This is a genomic window from Brevundimonas sp. P7753, assembly GCF_013386595.1.
GTDB classification, from domain to species: Bacteria; Pseudomonadota; Alphaproteobacteria; order Caulobacterales; family Caulobacteraceae; genus Brevundimonas; species Brevundimonas bullata.
Window position 1 is genome coordinate 75662 of the sequence record NZ_JACARP010000068.1, and the last position, 20942, is coordinate 96603.

At 68.1% G+C, this 20942-nt stretch carries 17 protein-coding genes; 6 read left to right on the top strand and 11 right to left on the bottom strand.

Annotation, left to right across the window (positions count from 1 at the left end; translation table 11 throughout):
• The first annotated feature begins 45 nt into the window (after window positions 1-45).
• Window positions 46-1197 (top strand): ribonuclease D, encoded by a 1152-nt coding sequence (rnd, locus tag HX774_RS13510; protein WP_178827516.1) that lies wholly within the window; start codon window positions 46-48, stop codon window positions 1195-1197.
• A 57-nt stretch (window positions 1198-1254) separates the two neighbouring features.
• On the opposite strand, the gene HX774_RS13515 is transcribed toward rnd, so the two are convergent.
• Genes HX774_RS13515 through HX774_RS13525 form a run of 3 tightly spaced genes read right to left on the bottom strand, consistent with a single transcriptional unit; the run spans window position 1255 to window position 5732 of the window.
• Entirely contained in the window at window positions 1255-2775 is a 1521-nt protein-coding gene (locus HX774_RS13515; RefSeq protein WP_178827518.1) for a Ppx/GppA phosphatase family protein, read from the bottom strand.
• Complete coding sequence (locus HX774_RS13520; RefSeq protein WP_178827520.1) at window positions 2775-5006, bottom strand: RNA degradosome polyphosphate kinase; 2232 nt, start codon at window positions 5004-5006, stop codon at window positions 2775-2777. The genes HX774_RS13515 and HX774_RS13520 overlap by 1 nt, the downstream gene beginning before the upstream one ends.
• A gap of 51 nt (window positions 5007-5057) precedes the next feature.
• Window positions 5058-5732, bottom strand: coding sequence for a DnaA ATPase domain-containing protein (locus HX774_RS13525; protein ID WP_178827522.1), 675 nt, complete (start codon window positions 5730-5732; stop codon window positions 5058-5060).
• Window positions 5733-5907: 175 nt separating this feature from the next.
• Between HX774_RS13525 and aspS the strand changes: the two genes are divergently transcribed.
• Window positions 5908-7737 carry an aspartate--tRNA ligase gene (aspS, locus tag HX774_RS13530; RefSeq protein ID WP_178827524.1) on the top strand — a complete coding sequence of 610 codons (1830 nt, stop codon included), beginning with the start codon at window positions 5908-5910 and terminating at the stop codon, window positions 7735-7737.
• A 73-nt stretch (window positions 7738-7810) separates the two neighbouring features.
• Here aspS and HX774_RS13535 read toward each other — a convergent pair whose 3' ends face one another.
• From HX774_RS13535 to HX774_RS13545, 3 genes are all read right to left on the bottom strand, one after another.
• Entirely contained in the window at window positions 7811-8725 is a 915-nt protein-coding gene (locus HX774_RS13535; protein WP_178827526.1) for a pentapeptide repeat-containing protein, read from the bottom strand.
• A gap of 65 nt (window positions 8726-8790) precedes the next feature.
• Window positions 8791-9282 (bottom strand): pentapeptide repeat-containing protein, encoded by a 492-nt coding sequence (locus HX774_RS13540; RefSeq protein WP_178827527.1) that lies wholly within the window; start codon window positions 9280-9282, stop codon window positions 8791-8793.
• A 59-nt stretch (window positions 9283-9341) separates the two neighbouring features.
• The gene (locus HX774_RS13545; protein ID WP_178827529.1) at window positions 9342-11981 is read right to left on the bottom strand and encodes a TSCPD domain-containing protein; all 2640 of its coding nucleotides are present in this window, start codon (window positions 11979-11981) and stop codon (window positions 9342-9344) included.
• A gap of 218 nt (window positions 11982-12199) precedes the next feature.
• Here HX774_RS13545 and HX774_RS13550 point away from each other — a divergent pair, with 218 nt between their 5' ends.
• Together HX774_RS13550 and HX774_RS13555 are read left to right on the top strand one after the other, a co-directional pair.
• On the top strand, window positions 12200-12592 hold the full coding sequence (locus HX774_RS13550; RefSeq protein WP_178827570.1) for an NADH:ubiquinone oxidoreductase subunit NDUFA12: 393 nt from the start codon (window positions 12200-12202) through the stop codon (window positions 12590-12592).
• A complete protein-coding gene (locus HX774_RS13555) occupies window positions 12589-13272 on the top strand; it encodes a DUF2155 domain-containing protein (protein ID WP_178827531.1) in 684 nt (227 codons plus the stop codon). The genes HX774_RS13550 and HX774_RS13555 overlap by 4 nt, the downstream gene beginning before the upstream one ends.
• On the opposite strand, the gene aat is transcribed toward HX774_RS13555, so the two are convergent.
• The 5 genes from aat to HX774_RS13580 all read right to left on the bottom strand — a co-directional run bounded on the left by aat (window position 13239) and on the right by HX774_RS13580 (window position 17568).
• Window positions 13239-13934 carry a leucyl/phenylalanyl-tRNA--protein transferase gene (aat, locus tag HX774_RS13560; protein WP_178827533.1) on the bottom strand — a complete coding sequence of 232 codons (696 nt, stop codon included), beginning with the start codon at window positions 13932-13934 and terminating at the stop codon, window positions 13239-13241. The genes HX774_RS13555 and aat overlap by 34 nt on opposite strands.
• Window positions 13935-13940: 6 nt before the next feature.
• A complete protein-coding gene (gene accC, locus HX774_RS13565; protein ID WP_114816640.1) occupies window positions 13941-15293 on the bottom strand; it encodes an acetyl-CoA carboxylase biotin carboxylase subunit in 1353 nt (450 codons plus the stop codon).
• 8 nt (window positions 15294-15301) lie between these two features.
• A complete protein-coding gene (gene accB / locus HX774_RS13570) occupies window positions 15302-15793 on the bottom strand; it encodes an acetyl-CoA carboxylase biotin carboxyl carrier protein (RefSeq protein WP_178827535.1) in 492 nt (163 codons plus the stop codon).
• Window positions 15794-15806: 13 nt separating this feature from the next.
• Entirely contained in the window at window positions 15807-16292 is a 486-nt protein-coding gene (gene aroQ, locus HX774_RS13575; RefSeq protein WP_178827537.1) for a type II 3-dehydroquinate dehydratase, read from the bottom strand.
• A 139-nt stretch (window positions 16293-16431) separates the two neighbouring features.
• Window positions 16432-17568, bottom strand: a complete 1137-nt coding sequence (locus HX774_RS13580; RefSeq protein WP_178827539.1) for a bifunctional 2-C-methyl-D-erythritol 4-phosphate cytidylyltransferase/2-C-methyl-D-erythritol 2,4-cyclodiphosphate synthase — start codon at window positions 17566-17568, stop codon at window positions 16432-16434.
• 64 nt (window positions 17569-17632) lie between these two features.
• On the opposite strand from HX774_RS13580, the gene dusB reads away from it, so the two are divergent.
• Window positions 17633-18688, top strand: a complete 1056-nt coding sequence (dusB, locus tag HX774_RS13585; protein ID WP_178827541.1) for a tRNA dihydrouridine synthase DusB — start codon at window positions 17633-17635, stop codon at window positions 18686-18688.
• Entirely contained in the window at window positions 18688-20940 is a 2253-nt protein-coding gene (locus HX774_RS13590) for a PAS domain-containing sensor histidine kinase (RefSeq protein WP_178827544.1), read from the top strand. Before dusB ends, HX774_RS13590 begins: the two co-directional genes overlap by 1 nt.
• Window positions 20941-20942 lie beyond the last annotated feature (2 nt).

Consider the following 20942-nt stretch of genomic DNA (forward strand, 5'->3'; position numbering starts at 1 on the left):
CGGCGCTCTTGCCACAACGGCGTCGCGCGGGGCTATAGCATCGGAATGACGCCAATCACCACCAATGACGCGCTAATCGAGTTCTGTGAACGGCTGGCCAAGGCCCCGTTCGTCACGGTCGACACCGAGTTCATGCGCGAAACGACCTACTGGCCCAAGCTTTGCCTGATCCAGGCCGCTTCGCCGACGGACGCCGCGATCATCGACCCCTTGGCCGAGGATCTGGACCTGGAGCCCTTCCTCGCCCTGCTGCGCGACGAATCGATCCTCAAGGTCTTCCACGCCGCCCGCCAGGACGTGGAGATCTTCAACCGCCTGGGCGCGATGCCCAAGCCGATGTTCGACACCCAGGTCGCCGCCATGGCCGCCGGCTTCGGCGATCAAGTCAGCTATGAACAGCTGGTCCGTCAGATGCTGCGCCAGGAACTGGACAAGGGCAGCCGCTTCACCGACTGGGCGCGCCGCCCGCTGTCGGAGGCGCAGCTGGTCTATGCCCTTGGCGATGTGACCCATCTGGCCGCCCTCTATCCCAAGCTGCGCGACCGGCTGCAAAAAGAAGGTCGTCTGGATTGGGTCATGTCCGAAATGGGCGCCCTGACCGATCCGGCCCTCTATGACACCACGCCCGAGAATGCGTGGAAGCGACTGAAGCCCAAGAAGTTCAGCGCCAAGTATCTGTCCGCCTTTGTCGCCACGGCTGTCTGGCGCGAGCGCGCGGCGCAGGAACGCGACCAGCCACGCGGCCGCATCCTGAAGGATGAGGGCATCGATGAGATCGCGACCCAGGCCCCGACCGATCCCGAGGCCTTCAACCGTCTGCGTTCGGTGCCGAAGGGCTTTGGCGGTTCGCGTCTGGGCATCGAACTGGCAGCCGAACTGAAACGTGTTCTGGCCGACCCGGAAGCTCATGCGCCCAAGCTGGAACGTCCGGCCCACAGCCAGCCGGCGCCGCCCTCGGTGGTCGAACTGCTGAAGGTGCTGCTTAAGGCCAAGAGCGACAACGCCGGCGTGGCCACCAAGCTGATCGCCAACGTCGCCGATCTGGAGAAGATCGCCAACGACGACAACGCGGACGTGGAGGCCATGAAGGGCTGGCGTCGCCAGCTGTTCGGCGAAGACGCGCTGAAGCTCAAGAAGGGCGAGATCGCCCTGGTGCTGAACGGCTCGCGGGTCGAAGTCGTCGAAATCGAAGGCTGAGTTTCGGAACCAGCGAAGAAGAGGCCGGCGGAAACGCCGGCCTCTTTCGTTTGGACGTCAGTGCGGCGTCGCTTCTTGCATTTTCAGGCCCAGTCCCATGGCCTCGGCCAGGGCCTTGGCGCGGCGGCGGGTCTGCTCGCCAAGCAGCATGTCGGCGTAGCCGTCGGCCGCCGTGATGCGCAGCGCGCCTTTCTCGACCGTGGCGGCGGCGTTGGCCAGTAGCTGCGGCGAGCGGCCCGACAGATCGCAGGCCAGACGCATGGCCAGGCCCAGGGCGCGGGCGCGCTTCTGGCCCGTTTCCGACAGCAGGCGATCGATAGCGCCCGGCGAGGGCGTCTTGGCCTCGCCGCCATAGCGGGCGTTCATGGCCACGGCCAGGAAGGCGCGTTCGGCGTGGGTCTGACCCGGAATGGGCGAGCGCAGCACCTGATTAAAGACCAGATCGACCCGATGGTCAGGGTGCAGGCGCGCGCCGAGGTCGGCCAGGCGGCAGACCGACGAGGTCAGAACCGCGTCGCGTTCCTCGCCAAAGGCCTCGGGCATGGCCGAGACGACGGGTTGCAACCAGCCATCCAGAGCGCGCGGCAAGGCCGGGTCCACGCCTTGCCGGCCGCCCCAGGCGGAGCAACCGGCCAACAGGGGATCGACCGCCGCCATCTCGGGCGACAGACCGGCGTAGAGCAGACCCTCGCGCACGCCCCAGGCCGAGAAGGTCACGGACTTCAGCCCGAGCGCGTCGATCAACCCGTCCAGCACCAGAGCGGCGTAGGGCAGGGTCTCGGCGCGACGCTTGGACACCCCCGGCAGTTTTTCTAGCGACGCCTTGGACTGACGCGCCACCAGACGGGTCAGATCGCGCACGTCGGCGGCGGTCATGGCGTATTCGTGGACGATCCGCAGCGGATGCTCGGTCATGGCCATGTGCATCTGGGCCAGGCTGCGCCAGGCCCCGCCGACGGCGTGCAGGTCGGTCGTGACATAGGCGTCGGCGACCGGGGCCAGGCGCCTGGCGATGCGGGCGCGCAGACGCTCGACATCGAACCCCTTGGGGTCGGCCAGAGAGAACGGCCCCAGCGGCAGGGTCACGCCCTTGTCCAGTGGACGGTTGCGGCCGCCGTTGCCGATACGGGTCAGTTCCAGACTGGCGCCGCCCATGTCGGCGGCCACGCCGCTTGAACCGGGCGCGCCGGCCAGGACGCCGAGCGCGGAATAGCGGGCTTCTTCCTCGCCGCTGAGGACGCGGACCTGCAGACCTGTCTCGGCGGCCACGCGGGCGCAGAACTCGGGTCCGTCCTCGGCCTCGCGCACGGCGGCGGTGGCGGCGATGATGGTCTGATCCGGCTGGACCCCCTCAATCACGGCGGCGAAGCGGCGCAGCGCCGTCATGGCCGAGGCCACGCCGGGGACGGACAGGCGTCGGGTGGCGGCCAGATCACGGCCCAGGCCGGCCAGGACCTTTTCGTTGAACATGGTCCAGACCGCCCGCCCTTCCAGCCGGTAGAGCACCAGACGGACCGAGTTGGAGCCGATGTCGATGACCGCGATCTGACGCGACGGGTATTCGGCCTCGACGCCCATCAGCGCTGCTTCCGGGGCTTGAGACCCGAATAGGACAGGGCGCCGGGCAGGGTCTTCACCTTGCGGCCGCGTCCCGAAAGGCTGGGATTGGTCATGAAATACTTGTGGGCCGAGAAGGGACGTTCAGGACCGGAGGGCGTGACGCGACGATAGGTTCCGTCAGCCTCCAGCACCCAGCTCTGGGCGTCGTCCTTCAGGTTGGCGACCATGATCTGATCCAGCACCTGATCGTGGACGGTCGCGTTCAGGATCGGCGTCATCAGTTCGACCCGGCGATCCAGGTTGCGCGGCATCCAGTCGGCGGACGAGATGTAGAGGCGGGCCTTGTTGCTGGGCAGGTCGTGGCCGTTGGCGAAGGCGATGATGCGGCTGTGCTCCAGGAAGCGGCCGACGATGGACTTGACCCGGATATTCTCGGACAGGCCCGGCACGCCGGGGCGCAGGCAGCAGATGCCCCGGATGACCAGTTCGATCCGCACGCCCTGTTGGCTGGCCCGGTAAAGGGCGTCGATAATCTCGGGATCGACCAGGGCGTTCATCTTGGCCCAGATGGCGGCGGGCTTGCCCTTGGCGGCGGCGGACATCTCCTTGCCGATCATCTCGATCAGGCTGGTCTTCATGTTCAGCGGCGAGACGACCAGGGCCTCCAACTCGTCGGGTGCGGCATAGCCGGTGATGTAGTTGAACACCCGCGTGGCGTCGCGGCCCAGCACGGGCTCGCAGGTGAACAGGCTGAGGTCGGTGTAAATCTTGGCCGTCGTCGGGTGATAGTTGCCGGTGCCGAAGTGACAGTAGGTGCGCAAGGCCTCGCCCTCGCGTCGCACCACCACGCTCAGCTTGGCGTGGGTCTTCCACTCCACGAAGCCGAAGACGACGTGGACGCCGGCCCGTTCCATCTGCCGCGCCCAGCGCAGGTTGGCCTCTTCGTCGAAGCGCGCCTTCAGCTCGATCAGGGCGGTGACGTTCTTGCCGTTCTCGGCCGCCTCGATCAGGGCGGCGACGATGGGGCTGTCCTTGGAGGTGCGGTACAGGGTCTGCTTGATGGCGATGACGTTGGGATCGCGCGCGGCCTGTCGCAGGAACTGGACCACCACGTCGAAGCTTTCGAACGGGTGGTGGATCAGCATGTCCTTTTCGCGCACCGCCGCGAAGATGTCGCCGCCGTTGTCGCGGACCCGCTCGGGATAGCGCGGTTCATAGCCCTTGAACTTCAGGTCGGGGTGGCCGCCGGGAATCAGTTCGGCCAGTTGCGCCAGCCCCAGCATCCCCTCAACCAGAACCACGTCCTGAGGCTGGGCGTGCAGTTCGGCGATGATGAAGTTGCGCAGGTCCTCGGGCATGGAGGCCTGGATCTTGATCCTGACGACCGAGCCCATGCGGCGCTGCTTCAACGCCTCCTCGAACTCCATGACCAGGTCTTCGGCCTCTTCCTCGATCTCGATGTCCGAGTCGCGGATCAGGCGGAACAGGCCCTTTTCCAGGATTTCGCAGCCGGGGAAGAGGTGGTCGATAAACAGCAGAAGCAGGTTTTCCAGCGAGACGAAACGCTTGCGGCCCGGCGCCGAGCGTCCGTCCGTCGCCAGAGGCCAGAAGCGCTTCACCTGCGTTGGCACAGGCACCATGGCGTAGAGGATGCGGTGGTCGCTGTTGCGGCGCAGCTTCAGCGCCAGCGAGAAGCCGAGGTTGGGCAGGAACGGAAAGGGGTGGGCCGGGTCGATCGCCATCGGGGTCAGGACGGCGAACAGTTGATTGAGGAACTCGGGTTCCAGTCGTTCGCGCTCGGTGCGGGTGATCTTGGAGCTTTCCACGACCTCGATCCCGGCGGCGGCCATCTCCTTGCGCAGGACACGCCAGCGGCGTTGCTGCTCGGCCATAAGGCCTCCGGCGGCGGCGTTGACCTGTTCCAGCTGTTCGGCGGGCGTCAGGCCGTCGGGCGAGACGACGCGGACGCGCTCGCGCACCTGCCCCTTCAGGCCCGCCACGCGGGTCATGAAGAACTCATCCAGGTTGTTGGCTGAGATCGACAGGAAGCGAACCCGCTCCAGCAGCGGGTGGCCCTCATTGGCGGCTTCTTCCAGTACGCGTCCGTTGAAGGCCAGCCAGGACAGCTCGCGATTGATGAAGCGTTCGGGCGAGTTCATCAGCGCCTCCGACAGCTCCAGCTGCGGGGCGCGCGACGAGGGGACTTCCTCGCCGGTGGTGTCGACGGCGATGGGCGCGATTTCAGTCATTTCACTGTTGTCGCGCGGGCCTGTGACGGCTGCAACCGTGATCTGGCCGGATCAGTCAGACAGTTCGTCGCTGTCGCCCAGAACCTGACGGGCCAGAACGCGCGTGACCGGGCGGTGGTAGGCGTCCAACCTGTCCACGATGTTCTCGACGGCGGCGGCTGAACGGTCGATGCGCCGGGCCAGATAGTCGATCACTTCGTCGCTCGGCGTGATGTTGCGCGTGGCGAAGGCGCGCTTCAGCATGGCCCCCAGGACGGCGTCGTCGGGCGCCTCGACGCCCACGGTGCGAATGGCGTTCAGACGCGAGCGCAAGTCGGGAAGGCTGCACGCCCAGGCTGCCGGCGGATCGCGCGACACCAGCAACAGGGCGCCGCCGCCCGACTGGGTCAGGTTGATCAGGTGGAACAGGCTCTCGTCGTCGGCGTCCTGGGCGCGGTCCAGCAGCACGAACTGGCCCTCAAGCTCCAGCGGATCGACCAGGGCGGCCTCGGCGCCGTGCAAGGCGACTGCGCCGGTGCGCTCGACCCAGGCGGCGGCCAGATGGCTCTTGCCGCTGCCGGGCGGGCCGAAGATCGACAGGATCGAACCGGCCATCTCGGGCCAGGTCGCCAGCACCGAGGCGGCTCTCGAATTGGATTCGGACACGACGAAATCCGTCGCGCGTTGCGACGCCTCCTGCCGCAGGGGCAGGCGCAGTTGCTGAATGTCCGAACCGAGGGCCGTCATGCCGTGAACCATAGCAGAGGCCGCCGGAAGCGCTGTGGGCAGGTTCCCTGGGGCGGTGGACAACCGCGCAGCGCTGTGGATTTAGCCGCCAGCCTTGACTTTCCGGGGCGATGATGGGCCTTTCGCCCCTCCTAATTCACGCTGTTCTGCAGCCGTTTTCAGACGATATCCGATCATGCACGCCTATCGCACCCATACCTGCGGCGCCCTCCGTTCGACGGATGCGGGCGCGAATGTTCGTCTGTCGGGCTGGGTTCACCGCAAGCGCGACCACGGCGGTCTGCTGTTCATCGACCTGCGCGACCACTACGGCCTGACCCAGCTGGTGCTGCACCCGGAGACGCCGGGCTTTGAAGCCGTCGAGCGTCTGCGCGCCGAAAGCGTCATCAAGATCGACGGCGAAGTGGTCAGCCGCTCGGCCGAAACCACCAACGCCAACCTGCCGACCGGCGAGATCGAAGTCCGCGTCCTGGCCGTTGAAGTGCTGTCGGAAGCCGCCGAACTGCCGCTGCCGGTCTTTGGCGAGCCGGAGTATCCTGAGGAAATCCGCCTCAAGAACCGCTTCCTCGACCTGCGCCGCGAAACCCTGCACAAGAACATCGTCCTGCGCTCCAAGGTGATCCACTCGATCCGTCAGCGCATGGTCGAGCAGGGCTTCCTTGAATACCAGACGCCGATCCTGACGGCCTCGTCGCCGGAAGGCGCGCGCGACTTCCTGGTCCCGTCGCGCATGCATCCGGGCAAGTTCTACGCCCTGCCGCAGGCGCCGCAGCAGTTCAAGCAGCTGCTGATGGTCTCGGGCTTCGATCGCTACTTCCAGATCGCGCCCTGCTTCCGCGACGAAGACCTGCGCGCCGACCGTTCGCTGGAATTCTACCAGCTCGACGTCGAGATGAGCTTCGTCACGCAAGAAGACGTCTTCGCCGCCATCGAGCCGCTGATGAACGGCGTCTTCAACGAGTTCGGCGAGGGCAAGCCGGTGTCGCCGATCGACGGCGTCCACACCTTCACCAACGACTTCGGCGAGACGTTCGAGCACAAGGGCTTCGAGCGTCTGACCTATGCCCAGTCGATGAAGTGGTACGGTTCGGACAAGCCGGACCTGCGCAACCCGATCAAGATGCAGGACGTGTCGGACCACTTCCGCGACGGCGGTTTCGGTCTGTTCGCCAAGATCCTGGGCGCGGACGCCAAGAACGCCGTCTGGGCCATCCCGGCCCCGACCGGCGGTTCGCGCGCCTTCTGCGACCGCATGAACTCCTGGGCGCAGGGCGAGGGCCAGCCGGGTCTGGGCTACATCTTCTGGTCCGATGATCAGCAGGCCTGGGGCGGCCCCATCGCCAAGAACCTGGGTCAGGAGCCGACCGAGGCCCTGATGACCGCGCTGGGTCTGGGCAAGGGCGACGCCGCCTTCTTCACCGCCGGCGACCCCGCTGTCTTCGCCAAGTTCGCCGGTCTGGCCCGCACCCGCGTCGGCACAGAGCTGAAGCTGATCGACGAGGCGCAGTTCAAGTTCTGCTGGATCGTCGACTTCCCCATGTTCGAATGGTCGGAAGAAGAGAAGAAGGTCGATTTCAGCCACAACCCCTTCTCGATGCCGCAGGGCGGGATGGAGGCGCTGGAGACCCAGGACCCGCTCACCATCCGCGCCTATCAGTACGACATCGTCTGCAACGGCTATGAGCTGTGCTCGGGCGCGATCCGTAACCACAAGGCCGAGATCATGCTCAAGGCCTTCGAGATCGCCGGTTACGACGCCTCGGTGGTCGAGGAGCAGTTCGGCGGCATGCTGAACGCCTTCCGCTTCGGCGCCCCGCCGCACGGCGGTCTGGCCCCTGGCATCGACCGCATCGTCATGCTGCTGGCCAACCAGACGGCCATCCGCGAGGTCATCGCCTTCCCGCTGAACCAGCAGGGCCAGGACCTGCTGATGAGCGCGCCCGCCGAGGCCGCTGACAGGCAGCTCAAGGAACTGTCGATCCGTACGGCCCTGCCGCTCAAATAGGCGGCCTTGCGGCGTTGAAATGGAAAGGGCGGCTCTCGCGAGCCGCCCTTTTTCTTTGGGTATGTGATCTGGCCTAGTGGCCCGAGGCGACGACCAGATTGCGCTGACGCGGCGGAATGGGCGGCGAGGGCGGGGCCGGGGGCGTGCGGATGACGCGGATGCGGGCGCCGCCGCACGAACGCACGGTCAGGCCGTTAGGCAGGCGGGTCGCGCCGTCGCCACAGGCGTCATGCACCTGATCCTGGGTCAGGCCGCGCGCGCCGGACAGGTCGGCGCCGCGAATGTCGGTCCGGTTCATCGAGGCGCCCGAGAAGTTGGCGCGGTCGAAGCTGGCGCCGGTCAGGCGGGCGCTGTCCAGCGAGGCGTTGTTGAACTTGGCGCTGTCGAACACGCCATTGGTCAGGTTGGAGGCGTTGATCTCGGCGTTGGAGAAGTCGGCGCCCGTCGCGCGGACATTGGCCAGGGTGGCGCCGAACATCTCGCTGCTGTTGAACCTGGTGCGGGTCAGGACCGCTCGATTGAAATTGGCGCCGTTCAGCTCGGCCGAGGACAGGTTGGCGTCCTGGAAATTCGTGTTGATCAGGTTGGCGCCCGTGGCCTCGGCGCCGGTCAGATTGGCGCTGATGAAGGTGCTGCCGGTGAAGTTGGCGCCCATCATTTCGACGCCGCGCATGTCGGCGCGGCTGAAGTCGCTGCCGGCGAAGTTCGACCCGAGCAGTTCGGCCCCGCGCAGGGTGGCGCCGACCAGGGTGGCGTTGGTGAAGCTGGCGCCGGTGAAGGTGGCGCCCGACAGGTCGCGGCCGGACAGTTCGCAGCGATTACAGCTGCCGCCCAGCGACACCATGCGGGCCACGTCGCGATCCTGCATCTGCGACAGGTTCACCACCCCTGCGAAGGCGGGGGCGGCGACCAGCACGCCGGCCAGTCCGCCGGTGAGGGCGGCGGCGGCGGGGGCCAGGCGGCGGAGGAGGGCGAGCGGGCGTTTCATCACCCTGTCTAGATGCGCCTGTCGCCTGAAAAACCCTACTTAAATCGTGGTAACGATGGCGACCTTCAGCAGGCCGGAATGCGCAGGCCCGACGGCAGGACGGTGGCGTCGTCGCCGCAGGCCTGATTGAGCTGGCTCTGGGTCAGGCCGACCGCGCGCGCCAGTCGGGCGCCCGACAGATTGGTCCCGCTGAGCTTGGCGCCGGACATGACCGAACCGTCCAGATAGGCGCCGACAAAGCTGGCGTTGGTCAGGTCGGCGCCGGCGAAGTTCGAGCTGGAGAAGACGCCGCCATAGGCCTCGACGTCGCGCATATCGGCGCGCGAGAAGCGGGTGCGGTTCATGACGGTCAGGCTGAGGTCGGCCTGGCGCAGGCGGGCGCCCGCCAGGTTGAGGCCGCGCACCTCCATCCCCGAGAAATCGCCCTGGAACAGGTTGCAGCCGGGGCAGCTGGCGCCGCTGCGCACGCGGCTGATCTGGGAGGCGTTCTGGGCGACTGCCGGCAGGGCCGTGGCGGCGATCAGCGAGGCGGCGAGTGCGATTGCGAGACGGTTCATGCGAAAGCTCCGGGATTTGCCCCCTTCACAGCAAGAAGCGGGCCGCAACCGCGCCGGCTTCAGCCCTGCATCTGCGGGGCCGCGCCGCAGGTGTCGCAAATCCAGCCGCCGCCACGATTTTGCAGGCTGAGATCGCCACAGGCCGGACAGGCGACGGCTTCGGTCGGGGCGGCGTCGCGCGGCGTCTCGGACTTGCGCCCAAATGGGACGACAACGAGGTTGTCGGGGGCGGCCCCGCGCGCGAAGCCCTTGGAGATGAAACGGGCGGCGGGAACCGGCTCGGCGTCGTTCGTCGTCGCGCCCAGACCGTCTGGATTGCCCTCGGGCTCGGCGTTGGCCAGTTCCTGACGCTCCAGATAGGAGACGCCCAGTTCGCGGAAGATGTAGTCGAGGATCGAGGTCGCGGAGCGGATCGAATCATTGCCGGTGACCCGCCCGGCGGGTTCGAACCGGGTGAAGACGAAGGCGTCGACGAATTCGTCCAGCGGCACGCCGTATTGCAGGCCGATCGAGATGGCGATGGCGAAGTTGTTCATCAGGCTGCGGAAGGCGGCGCCTTCCTTGTGCATGTCGATGAAGATCTCGCCCAGTTCGCCGTCTTCGTATTCGCCGGTGTGGATATAGACCTTGTGGCCGCCGACGGCCGCCTTCTGGATATAGCCCTTACGGCGGTCGGGCAGTTTGCGACGGGTGCGGTCGCGCTCGATGACCTTCTCGACGACGCGTTCGACGGGCGAGGCCTCAGGTTCCGCGCGGCGCTGAACGGGGGCCTCGACCTCGGCCAGGTCCAGACGGAAGTCGGCGGGCGGCGCGGCGCGATGCAGGACGACGGCGCGGCGGCCCTCGCGCGCGGCCTCGCCCAGGGCGCGCGCGACCTGAAGCGATCCGGCGCGCCAGTCGATTAGGTCGGGCGTGACGTCGGGGACGTCGCTGAACGGCTCGATCGCGCGGCGCAGCTCGGCTTCGAAGGCGGCGGGATCGGCGGCCAGCAGGCCGCGCAGGGCCTCGGGCGCGGCTTCCCAGCTGGACAGGTCGGCGTAGCCGAAGGCGGCGGCGCGGGCGGCCTCGATGGCGGCGGGGTCAAAGCCCAGTCGCGGCAACAGATCAGCCCCGTCCTCGAACGACAGGCCCAGAACGTCATCGATGAAGCCCGCGTCCAGTACGGGCGGGGCGAAGACGGCTGCGAGTTGGTCCGTTTGTCCCAATGCGAGCTCGACGGCCTCCAGCTCCACGTCGGTGAAGCCCAGGTCGCGCAGGGCGGAGTGGTTGACGCCGGGCGCGCCGATCAGGGTGCGACGGCCGAACAGGCGGCGCTCGGCGTCCTCGGCGTCGCCGCCGGCGCGGGCGATGGCGCGGGCCAGAGACGGGCGCAGGCGCCGCTGGGTTTCGCCGTCCTCGGTCTGGAACAGGTCGGTCGCGCCGAAGGGGGAGGCGCCGAGGCGCAGTTCAAGCTCCGCGTCGCGGACGAACAGGTTGATGGCGGCGTGGCGACGGCCGCTGCGTTTCAGGGCCTTGGTCTCCTGACCACGCGAGACGGCGGCGTCCACGACTTCGTCGGCGACGGCGTCCCACTCAAAGCAGGGGCTGAGCAGGGCGGCGAGTTCGACAGAGGCGCCGCCGGCCGCAGCCGAAACCCGCGCGCCGACCATGGCGGCGAGAGGAAGGGGGTTTGCGGCGTCGGTCGCGACGGTCCAGTCGGCCAGACCGGAAAGGCCGATGGCGATGGGCCTGGCCGCCTCGCGTCGCGTCGCGGCAGCGCCGATGGCGGTCTCGATCTCCAGCGCCATGACCCAGAGCCGGGTCAAGTCGTCCAGAGCCTCGTCGAAGGCTTCGCCGGTGAAGGCGGCCAGACTCGGCAAGTGGAAGGCGGCGCGGACCTCGAACGCGGCGTCGGTCAGGGTCTCGGCGTCGCGGGGGGTGAAGGTCAGAGCCAGATCGCCTTCCAGCACGGCCTCGGCCACAGCCAGAGCCTCAGGGCCGCCCGAGGCGATGGAGTCGCGCGGGGCCAGGACGGGCGTCAGGACGCGGACGGCGGGCGGGGCCAGGGCGACGGTCTGGGTTTCGCCCTCGACGGCGCGAATGATGTCCGCGTCGCTCGCGCCGCAGCGGCGGGCGATCAGGGCGGCGCGGGCCAGGGCCGGATTGGCGGCGGGATCGGCGCAGGCCTCGCGCGGGCCCTCGCAGCGGTCGACCGCGTCGGCGACGGCGCGCAGGGCGTCGGACAGGGCCTCGGCGGCGCGTCCGGCCAGACGCTCGCCGCGTCGGGCTGCGGTCAGATCGGCCAGACGCCGGGCGGCGCCGGGTTCGCTGAAGGATAGGCAGGTCGGGACGGCGGGTGCGGTCCGCTCTGTCTCGGGCGCGGCCAGGCCGAGCAGCAGAGACGCCCAGAGTTCGTCGGCGAAAATCTCGGCCTCGTCGGCATTGTCGAACAGGCCCAGGTCGCGGCCCCAGGCCCCGAGCCGATGGGCCCAGCGGTCGGCGGCGCCGCCCAGCCAAGCCGCGTGATCTTCGTCCAGAGGCGCGGCGTCTTCCGGCAGGTCGGTCGGCAGGCTTTCGGCCCAGTCCAGCCAGGCCTCCACGCGCGCATCGGACCAGTCAGCGGGCGCCAGCGTCGCCGTCATGGCGCCGGGGCGTTCGATCTGGCGGAGGTCCATCGCCACGGTCGCGGCGAGGGGGGCAAAACGGGGCTTGATGCGCATCAGACGTCTCCGCGCGTGTCCTGATCGCGACATTAACGACGCCTCTGAAGGCGTTTCAATAAATCTTGGGCCTGTGGGGCATGTTACCCCCAAGATGTTGATGTTGAGTGGCGGCGCTCTGTTGGGCCGGCGGGCTGGACGCGGGCGGCTGCGGTTTCTATGATCGCGCTGCGTCGTCGGACCTCCCCGAGCGGCGGGATACAAGTGAGTACGACGACGTGCTGAGCAAGATCTTCACCTGGTGGAACGGCGCCACGATCGGCACCCTGTTCACCATCGGCAAGCGCGGCCAACTGGTCGGCACGGACGAGTTCGGCAACCGCTATTATCAGTCGCGCGACAACGTCAGCTATGACGGACGCAAGCGCCGCTGGGTCGTCTATGACGGTTACGCCGAAGCCACCAAGGTTCCGCCGGAATGGCAGGGCTGGCTGCGCTACACCTATGACGAGACCCCGGTCGAGAAGCCGCTGCCGCGCCGCGCCTGGGAAAAGGATCACCTGCCGAACATGACCGGCACGCCGATGGCCTGGCGTCCGCAGGGCTCGCTGGCCAATGAAGGCAAGCGCCCCGCCGCTACCGGCGATTATCAGGCCTGGAGCCCGGAATGAACCGACGCGTCCTGCTGATCGGCGTGGCCGTGGCGGGACTGGCGGTCGCGGGCGCCGGCATGACCAGCGTCCTGATGGACCTGCCGCAGGACGCTGTTCCGGTTCAAGACCCGGTCGGCGACGCCCTGCGCGAGGCCAACCGGGCGCCTGTTCAGACCCCTGCGTCCCCTTCATCCCAGGCCCCGGCGACGCCGGCGTCGGGATCGCCTTCGACCGTTCCGACGGCGGCGCCCGGCGCGCCTGTCGTCATCGTGACGCCCGAGGCCGAGATCGCCGCCGTTCAGGAGGAGGCGCCGCCCGAGGCCGCGGCCGAAGCGCCCAAGGTCGAGGCCGCGCCTGTGGCTGCGCCCGGTCGCCGTCAGCGTCGCCCGGTCGCCGTCATCCACGCCATCGACAAGGTCACGGCCGAATCCATGCTGTTCGAGGTCGAGGTCGGCGGTCGCCCCGTCCGCTTCAACAAGACCCTGATCTTCAGCGTCCGCGCCTGCGAGGTCTCGGCGCCGGACGAGTTGACCGAAGACGCCATCGCCTATCTGGAAGTCGGGGTTCAGCCACGCGGCGTCGCCGTGCCGACCGAGGCGCGCCAGATCTTCAAGGGCTGGATGTTCGCCTCATCGCCGGCCATCAGCGGCCTGCAACACCCGATCTACGACGCCTGGGTGGTCGGCTGTAAGGCATAGGTCACGGCCTCCGCGCCTGTCAGGGGCGCGGTCAGGGTCGACTTGTCCGGCGTCAGGCGCAGAGCAGGCTTCAACAGGCGCAGATAGGCCGCCTGCGGCGTCTCCACGGCGCCGAATTGGCTGAGATGCTCGGTCAGGAACTGGGCGTCCAGCAGGCTCCATCCGCCCAGACGTAGGCGCGCCACCAGATGCACCAGGGCGACCTTTGATGCGTCGCGCGCCCGGCTGAACATGCTCTCGCCGAAGAAGGCGCCGCCTAGCGTGACGCCGTAGAGGCCCCCGACCAGAACCTCATCCAGCCAGCACTCGATACTGTGGGCGTGGCCGCGCGCGTGCAGTTCCAGATAGAGGCGGCGGATCGGATCATTGATCCAGGTGTCCTCGCGTCCCGGCATGGAGGCGGCGCAGGCGTCCAGCACGGCGGCGAAGGCCGTGTCCACGCGCACCTGAAACGGCTCGCCGCGAACGGTGCGGCGCAGGCGCGTGGGGATGTGGAAGCGATCCAGCGGCACGACGCCCCGCTGGTCCGGCTCGACCAGAAACACGCGCGGATCATCGCGCGCCTCGGCCATGGGGAAGACGCCGCGAGCGTAGCAGGCCAGCAACGCCTCGGGTCCGAAGACGCTGGAGGGGCTGCTGGCGCTGAACTCGGGGTCGTCCAAGAGGGGTTAGGCCTTGGCCTTCTGGGCGGCGGCCCATTTTTCCAGCCAGTGGATGTCGTAGTCGCCGGACAGGATGTCGGGCTCCTGCAACAGCTTCTGGAACAGGGGGATGGTGGTGTCGACGCCGCCGATGACCATCTCGCCCAGGCTGCGCTTCAGACGAGCCAGGGCTTCCTCGCGGTCGCGGCCGTGGACGATCAGCTTGCCGATCAGGCTGTCGTAGTAGGGCGGGATCGAATAGCCGGCGTAGATGGCGCTATCCAGACGCACGCCCAGGCCGCCCGGCGCGTGGAAGTCGGTGATCGTGCCCGGCGACGGGGTGAAGGTCTCGGCGTTCTCGGCGTTGATCCGCACCTCGATGGCGTGGCCGTCGAAATGGATGTCCTCTTGCGTGAAGGACAGCGGAAGACCGGCGGCGATGCGGATCTGTTCGCGGACCAGATCGACGCCCGTGATCATTTCCGTGACCGGGTGCTCGACCTGCAGGCGGGTGTTCATCTCGATAAAGAAGAACTCGCCGTCTTCCCAAAGGAACTCGATGGTGCCGACGCCCAGGTAGCCGATGGCGGCGATGGCCTTGTTGACCGTCTCGCCGATCTGCTTGCGACCCTCGGCCGACAGGGCGGGCGAGGGGGCTTCTTCCAGCACCTTCTGGTGGCGGCGTTGCAGCGAGCAGTCGCGTTCGCCCAGATGGACGACGTTGCCGTGGCTGTCGGCGATGACCTGGATCTCGATGTGGCGCGGCTTCTGGAGGTAGCGCTCCATATAGACGGCGCCGTTGCCGAAGGCGGCCTTGGCCTCGGTCTGGGCCGTCTGCACGGCCTCGACCAGATCATCGGCGGTCAGGGCGACCTTCATGCCGCGTCCCCCGCCGCCGGCGGCGGCCTTGACGATCAGCGGGAAGCCGATGGTCTTGGACGCTTCGATGGCGGCTTCGACGGTTTCGACCTCGCCGTCAGAACCGGGGACGCAGGGGATGCCCGCTTCCATGACGGTCTTTTTGGCGGTGATCTTGTCGCCCATGACCCGGATATGCTCGGGCTTGGGACCGATGAAGGTCAGGCCGTGGGCCTCGATGATCTCGGCGAAGCGCGCGTTTTCCGACAGGAAGCCATAGCCCGGGTGGATCGCCTGGGCGCCGGTGATTTCCGCCGCCGCGATGATCTGCGGGATGTTCAGATAGGACTTGGCCGCCGGCGCGGGGCCGATGCAGACGCTTTCGTCGGCCAGGCGCACCCACATGGCGCCGCGGTCGGCCTCGGAGTGCACGGCGACGGTGGAGATGCCCATCTCCTTGCACGCCCGGTGGATGCGCAGGGCGATTTCGCCGCGGTTGGCGATCAGGACCTTGGTGAACATGACGGGTCTCAGGCTTCCAGCAGAACCAGAGCTTCGCCGTATTCGACGGGCTGGGCGTCGCCGACGAGGATTTCCGACACGACGCCGTCACGCGGCGCCTGAATCGGGTTCATGGTCTTCATGGCTTCGACGATCAGCAGGGTCTGACCCTTCTTGACCTTGTCGCCGGGCTTGATGAAGGCCGGAGCCTCCGGCGAGGGCTGGAGATAGGCGGTGCCGACCATCGGCGACTTCACCTCTTCGCCCTTGCGCGAGACGATGGTGGCGGGGTCCGACGGCATGGAAGCCGGTGCGGCGGCGGGCGCGGCGTGAGCGACCGGGGCCGGGGCGGCGGCGTAGTGGATGGGGGCGGCGGCGACGGTGACTTCGCGCTTCACCTTGATCTTCAGATCGCCGCGCTCGACTTCGATTTCGGTCAGGTCGGTGTCGTTCAGGATGTCGGCCAGGCTGCGGATCAGGCCGGCGTCGATGGCGTCGTTCTTGTGCTTGTCGTCGGACATGGTGCGTCTCTCTTCAGATCTTGGGCGAACGAGCCCCGGCCTCGGCGCGTTCCTTGGAACGGTCTTGCGCCAGCCGAAGGGCGGCCTTGACGGCCAGTTCGTAGCTGTGGGGGCCGAAGCCCGAAATGACGCCGGTCGCAACCAGCGAAACATAGGAATGACGCCGGAAATCCTCGCGCGCGGCGGGGTTCGACAGGTGGCATTCGACGACGGGGACGCTGAGCGTCTTCAACGCATCCAGCAAAGCCACCGAGGTGTGGGTGAAGGCGGCAGGATTGATCACCAGGGCGCAGGCTTCGTTGCGCGCCTCATGGATCCAGTCGACCAGTTGGCCTTCGTGATTCGATTGGCGGAACACGACGCGCGTGTCGCCGGCTGCGGCCTCGCACAGCGCCTGGACGTCAGCCAGGGTCTCGTGGCCATAGATGTCCGGCTCCCGAACCCCGAGAAGGTTCAGGTTGGGGCCGTTCAGGACGTAGAGGACAGGGGCTTCGGGCATTCGCTCGGAAAACTGGCGCTCACGACCGCGCGGATTCGGTCGGGCGTTGTAGCTCAGGTCGAGCCAGACGCAAAGCGGGTCGATAAGGATCTTGACCTTAGGGCATCTGGATTTCGATCTGGCGGGTGAAAGACGGTCGCTAGGCGGGCAGTTCGACCAGCACGACAGCCTGGGCCGCCAGGCCCTCGCCGCGCCCGGTGAAGCCCAGGCCTTCGGTCGTGGTCGCCTTGACGCTGACAGCGTCCAGCGGAAGCTTCAGCAGGTCCGCGAGGCGTTCGCGCATGGCCTGGCGATGCGGCTTCACCTTGGGCTGCTCGCAGATCAGGGTGACGTCGACATTGACGATCCGTCCGCCGCGGGCGGTCACGCGCTCAACGGCATAGACCAGGAAACGGTCGGACGAGGCGCCTTTCCACTGGGGATCGCTGGGCGGGAAGTGATCGCCGATGTCGCCATCGGCGATAGCCCCCAGGATGGCGTCGGTCAGGGCGTGCAGGCCCGCGTCGGCGTCAGAATGACCGATCAGGGTTTGGTCGTGCGGGATCTCGACGCCGCAAAGCCAGACTGATGTACCCGGTCCCCAGCGATGGACGTCATAGCCCTGGCCTATGCGGGTGGTCTTGGGCAGCAGGGCCTCGGCCATGGCGAAATCCTCGGGATAGGTGAGTTTCATGAGGCGGGCGTCGCCTTCGACAAGGCGCACACGCCCGCCGGCGCGTTCCACGACGGCGGCTTCGTCGGTGGGGGCCTCGGGTCCGGTCCAGGCGGCGTAGGCGTCGCGGATGGTCTTCAGGCGGAAGGCTTGCGGCGTCTGGGCGCGCCACAGGCCGTCGCGGTCGATCCCGCCGACCATCAGGCCGTCCACGCCGCGGCGCAGGCTGTCGGCCACCGGGAGAGCGGGCAGGGCGCCGTCGGCGTCATTCAGCGCCGCCAGCAGACGGTCGATGACGGCGGCGTTGAGGAAGGGGCGCGCCGCGTCGTGGATCAGGACCGGCGCATCGTCAGCGACCTCCAGCGCGGCGAGGCCGGCGCGCACCGAATCTGCGCGCGCGGCGCCCCCCGCGACCGTGCGCCAGCCTGAAAGACCGGCAAGGGCCTCAGCCGCGCGCGCCTCGGCGCCGGGCGCGACCACGACGACGACCGAATCGGCGCCCGCCGTCAGCAGGGCGTCCACCGACCAGCGCACCATCGGTCGGTCGCCGACGACCCGCCACTGCTTGTCTCCACCGGCCCGAGAGCCTGAACCGGCGGCCACTACGATTGCTGCAAATCCCATGGCGGCCTTCTAAGCGCCCCAGTTCCGCTTGACGAGAGGCTCAACAGTCGGCGGTAAGGGCGGCATGAACGCAGGATTGCAAATCGGAGACGTGCGGATCGCCGGGCGGGTGCTGATGGCCCCGATGACCGGGATCACGGACCTGCCGTTTCGGCTGCTCGCCTCGAAGCTGGGCGCGGCCTATGTCGCGACGGAAATGGTGGCCTCAGCTGAACTGGCGCGGGGGCGTCCCGACGTGGTGCGCCGGGCGGCGGTCGGCGGCGGTCTGCCGCTGACGGTGATCCAGTTGGTCGGGCGCGATCCCGAGATCATGGCCCAGGGCGCGCGCATGGCCGAGGCGGCGGGCGCGGACATCATCGACCTGAATTTCGGTTGCCCGGCCAAGGAAGTCACAGGCTCGGCCTGCGGTTCGGCCCTGATGCGGACGCCCGATCTGGCCTGTCGTCTGATGGAGGCGGCGGTCAAGGCCGTCAGCCGCCCGGTGACGGTCAAGATGCGGCTGGGCTGGGACGACGACTGCCGTAACGCCGCCGAGCTGTCGCGCCGGGCCGAGGACCTGGGCGTCCAGGCGGTCACGGTCCACGGCCGCACCCGCAAACAGTTCTACACCGGCCAGGCCGACTGGGGCGCGGTGGGCGAGGTCAAGGCGGCGGTGTCGGCCATCCCGGTCATCGTCAACGGCGACATCATCACCGCGGAGCAGGCGCGGGAAGCCCTGGCCCAATCGGGCGCGGACGCCTTGATGCTGGGACGCGGCGTCTACGGCCGTCCTTGGCTGGCGGCGCATCTGGAGCGGGCCTTGGCCGACGGGACGCGGTTGCAGGAGCCGGGCCGGGAAGAGCGGCTGGATATCGTCGTCGAGCACCTGCGGGCCTCGGTCGATTTCTACGGATTGCCGCTGGGGCTGAAGATGTTCCGCAAGCATCTGGGGTGGTACGTCGAACAGGCGCCCTGGCCCGAAGACCCGCTGGAACGGCGCGCCGCCAAGGCGCGGCTCTGTCGGCTGGAGACGCCCAACGAGGTCGAGCAGGCGCTTTCGGCGCTTTGGTCGCCTGCGGTGGATCAATTCAGCAACTCTGGTGTTGAAAACCCGCCACAGCTGGTCAAAGCTGCGAGGTAATGACGGACCTCCCTGCCGAGCAGACTGAAGGCCACGGCCCCGAGCGTTCGCTCTGGGGGCGTTTGGCCAGCGGTCGCGCCCGGGCCTTGTTCGTGACGGCCTACGCCATCGCCTTCCTGATTACAGCCGCCGCTATCTGGCTGGTGGCCATCGCGCCGGGCGCCACGGCGGGCGGCGACGCGCGCACGGCGGCGAGCCAGGTCGTGCTCTTCATTCTGCTGGCCAATCTGGTGCTGATCGGCGGCTTGGCGACGGTGATCGGCGGGCGCGTGCTGCGCCTGGCGCGGAACCGCAATGATCCGGGCGCGCGGCTGCATCTTCGTTTCGTCACCCTGTTCTCGCTGGTGGCGGTCGTGCCGGCGGTGCTGATCGCCCTGGTGTTCGGGGTACTGGTCAACCGGGGCGTGGATCAGTGGTTCAGCACCAATGTCCGTTCGGCGGTCGAGAACGGCGCCGAGATCGGCCGCGCCTATGTCGCCGATGTCGGGGCGGGGCTGGAAGTCGATCTGGAGACCATGTCGACCGAACTGGGCGGCGTTCGGAGCCTGTTCGACAACCGGATTCAGTTCTCGCGGGCTCTAGCGCAGATCGGCGATTTCTTTGGCTATCCCGCCCTCTATATCCTGAACGGCGACGGCGAGGTTCTGGCCAGCGGCGAACAGCCCGGCGCCCCGCCCTATGTCGCCCCGCCGCGAGAGGCTTTCGAGACGGTGGCCGGGGGCGAGGTGGCGCCGACGACCGTGACCGAGAACCCGGACATGGTTCGGGCCCTGTATCCGCTGCCCGACTATGGCGACGCCTATCTCTATGTCGTGCGCCCCCTGGCGCCGGGCCTGATCCAGCGGATGCGTAACGGCGAGGAATCCATCGCCGCCTATCGCGCGGCTGAGGAAAGCCGGGCGCGGATTCAGGCGGCCTTTGCACTGAGCTATCTGGAGACGGCGCTGCTGGTGCTGGTCGGCGCCGTCTGGCTGGCCATGTCGGCGGCCAGTTCGATTTCGGCCCCCATCGGGCGGCTGGTGAAGGCGGCGGATCAGGTGGCCGGCGGCGACCTGAGCGCGCGCGTCGACAATGCGGGCGCGCCGGCCGAGCTGGTCGTCCTGTCCGAGGCCTTCAACCGGATGACGGGCGACATCATGACCCAGCAGGCGGCGCTGAAGGCCGCCAGCGACGACGCCCTGGGGCGCAGCCGCTTCATCGAGACCGTGCTGTCGGGCGTGAGCGCCGGGGTTATCGGTCTGGACCGCGTGGGCCGGATTTCGGCCATCAACGACAGCGCTAGCCAGCTTCTGGCGATCGAAGAGGCGGACGTGCAGGGGCGGCTGCTGGCCGAGGTTGCGCCGGAACTGGCCGAGCTGTCGGAACGCGCCGAAGCCCATATCGAGGAAGACATCGACGTCAGTCGGGATGGCGACACCCGTCGTCTCCGGGTTCGCATCGAGGGCGGGCAGGGCGGCGAGATGGTGCTGACCTTCGACGATATCACCCGCCTGGTCACGGCACAGCGCAACGCCGCCTGGCGCGACGTGGCGCGCCGCATCGCCCATGAGATCAAGAACCCCCTGACGCCGATCCAGCTGTCGGCGGAACGCCTGCGTCGCAAATACCGCGCTCAGATCGGCGACGATGTCGAGGTCTTCGACCGCTGCACCGAGACCATCATCCGTCAGGTCGGCGATATCGGCCGCATGGTGGACGAGTTTTCCTCCTTCGCCCGGATGCCGGCGCCGCGGTTCACCCGCGAGAACCCGGCCGAGATGCTGCGCGAAGCCGTCTTTGCTCAGCGCGTCGCGGCGGCGGACATCGGCGTCGAACTGATCGAGCCCCTGCCGGATGTGGTCCTGCAGTGCGACGGGCGCATGGTCGGGCAGGCTCTCGCCAATATCCTGAAGAACGCCGGCGAAGCCGTGTCCGCCAAGCGGGCGCGCGAGCCTGTCCCGGCGGGCGCAACCGGCATCATCGCCCGGCTGACGGTCGAGGGCGGCATCGCCACCTTCGTCATCGAGGACGACGGGATCGGTCTGCCGATCAAGGATCGCGACCGGCTGACGGAACCCTATGTCACCACACGCGAGAAGGGGACGGGCCTCGGCCTGGCCATCGTCAAGCGTATCTGTGAAGACCACGGCGGTGAGCTGAAGCTGGCCGACGCCGAAACCTTGTCGGGCGCACGCGTGTGCCTGACCTTCCCCCTGACCCAAGACAGCAAGGCTGCTCACCGTGCCTCCGGCGCGGCGCGAGCGGCGGAGTAAGA

Excerpts from the sequence above, each read along its gene's own strand:
- rnd (WP_178827516.1), top strand. The coding sequence starts at position 46 with ATGACGCCAATCACCACCAATGACGCGCTAATCGAGTTCTGTGAACGG.
- HX774_RS13515 (WP_178827518.1), bottom strand. The coding sequence starts at position 2,775 with ATGGGCGTCGAGGCCGAATACCCGTCGCGTCAGATCGCGGTCATCGAC.
- HX774_RS13520 (WP_178827520.1), bottom strand. The coding sequence starts at position 5,006 with ATGACTGAAATCGCGCCCATCGCCGTCGACACCACCGGCGAGGAAGTC.
- HX774_RS13525 (WP_178827522.1), bottom strand. The coding sequence starts at position 5,732 with ATGACGGCCCTCGGTTCGGACATTCAGCAACTGCGCCTGCCCCTGCGG.
- aspS (WP_178827524.1), top strand. The coding sequence starts at position 5,908 with ATGCACGCCTATCGCACCCATACCTGCGGCGCCCTCCGTTCGACGGAT.
- HX774_RS13535 (WP_178827526.1), bottom strand. The coding sequence starts at position 8,725 with ATGAAACGCCCGCTCGCCCTCCTCCGCCGCCTGGCCCCCGCCGCCGCC.
- HX774_RS13540 (WP_178827527.1), bottom strand. The coding sequence starts at position 9,282 with ATGAACCGTCTCGCAATCGCACTCGCCGCCTCGCTGATCGCCGCCACG.
- HX774_RS13545 (WP_178827529.1), bottom strand. The coding sequence starts at position 11,981 with ATGCGCATCAAGCCCCGTTTTGCCCCCCTCGCCGCGACCGTGGCGATG.
- HX774_RS13555 (WP_178827531.1), top strand. The coding sequence starts at position 12,589 with ATGAACCGACGCGTCCTGCTGATCGGCGTGGCCGTGGCGGGACTGGCG.
- accC (WP_114816640.1), bottom strand. The coding sequence starts at position 15,293 with ATGTTCACCAAGGTCCTGATCGCCAACCGCGGCGAAATCGCCCTGCGC.
- accB (WP_178827535.1), bottom strand. The coding sequence starts at position 15,793 with ATGTCCGACGACAAGCACAAGAACGACGCCATCGACGCCGGCCTGATC.
- aroQ (WP_178827537.1), bottom strand. The coding sequence starts at position 16,292 with ATGCCCGAAGCCCCTGTCCTCTACGTCCTGAACGGCCCCAACCTGAAC.
- HX774_RS13580 (WP_178827539.1), bottom strand. The coding sequence starts at position 17,568 with ATGGGATTTGCAGCAATCGTAGTGGCCGCCGGTTCAGGCTCTCGGGCC.
- dusB (WP_178827541.1), top strand. The coding sequence starts at position 17,633 with ATGAACGCAGGATTGCAAATCGGAGACGTGCGGATCGCCGGGCGGGTG.
- HX774_RS13590 (WP_178827544.1), top strand. The coding sequence starts at position 18,688 with ATGACGGACCTCCCTGCCGAGCAGACTGAAGGCCACGGCCCCGAGCGT.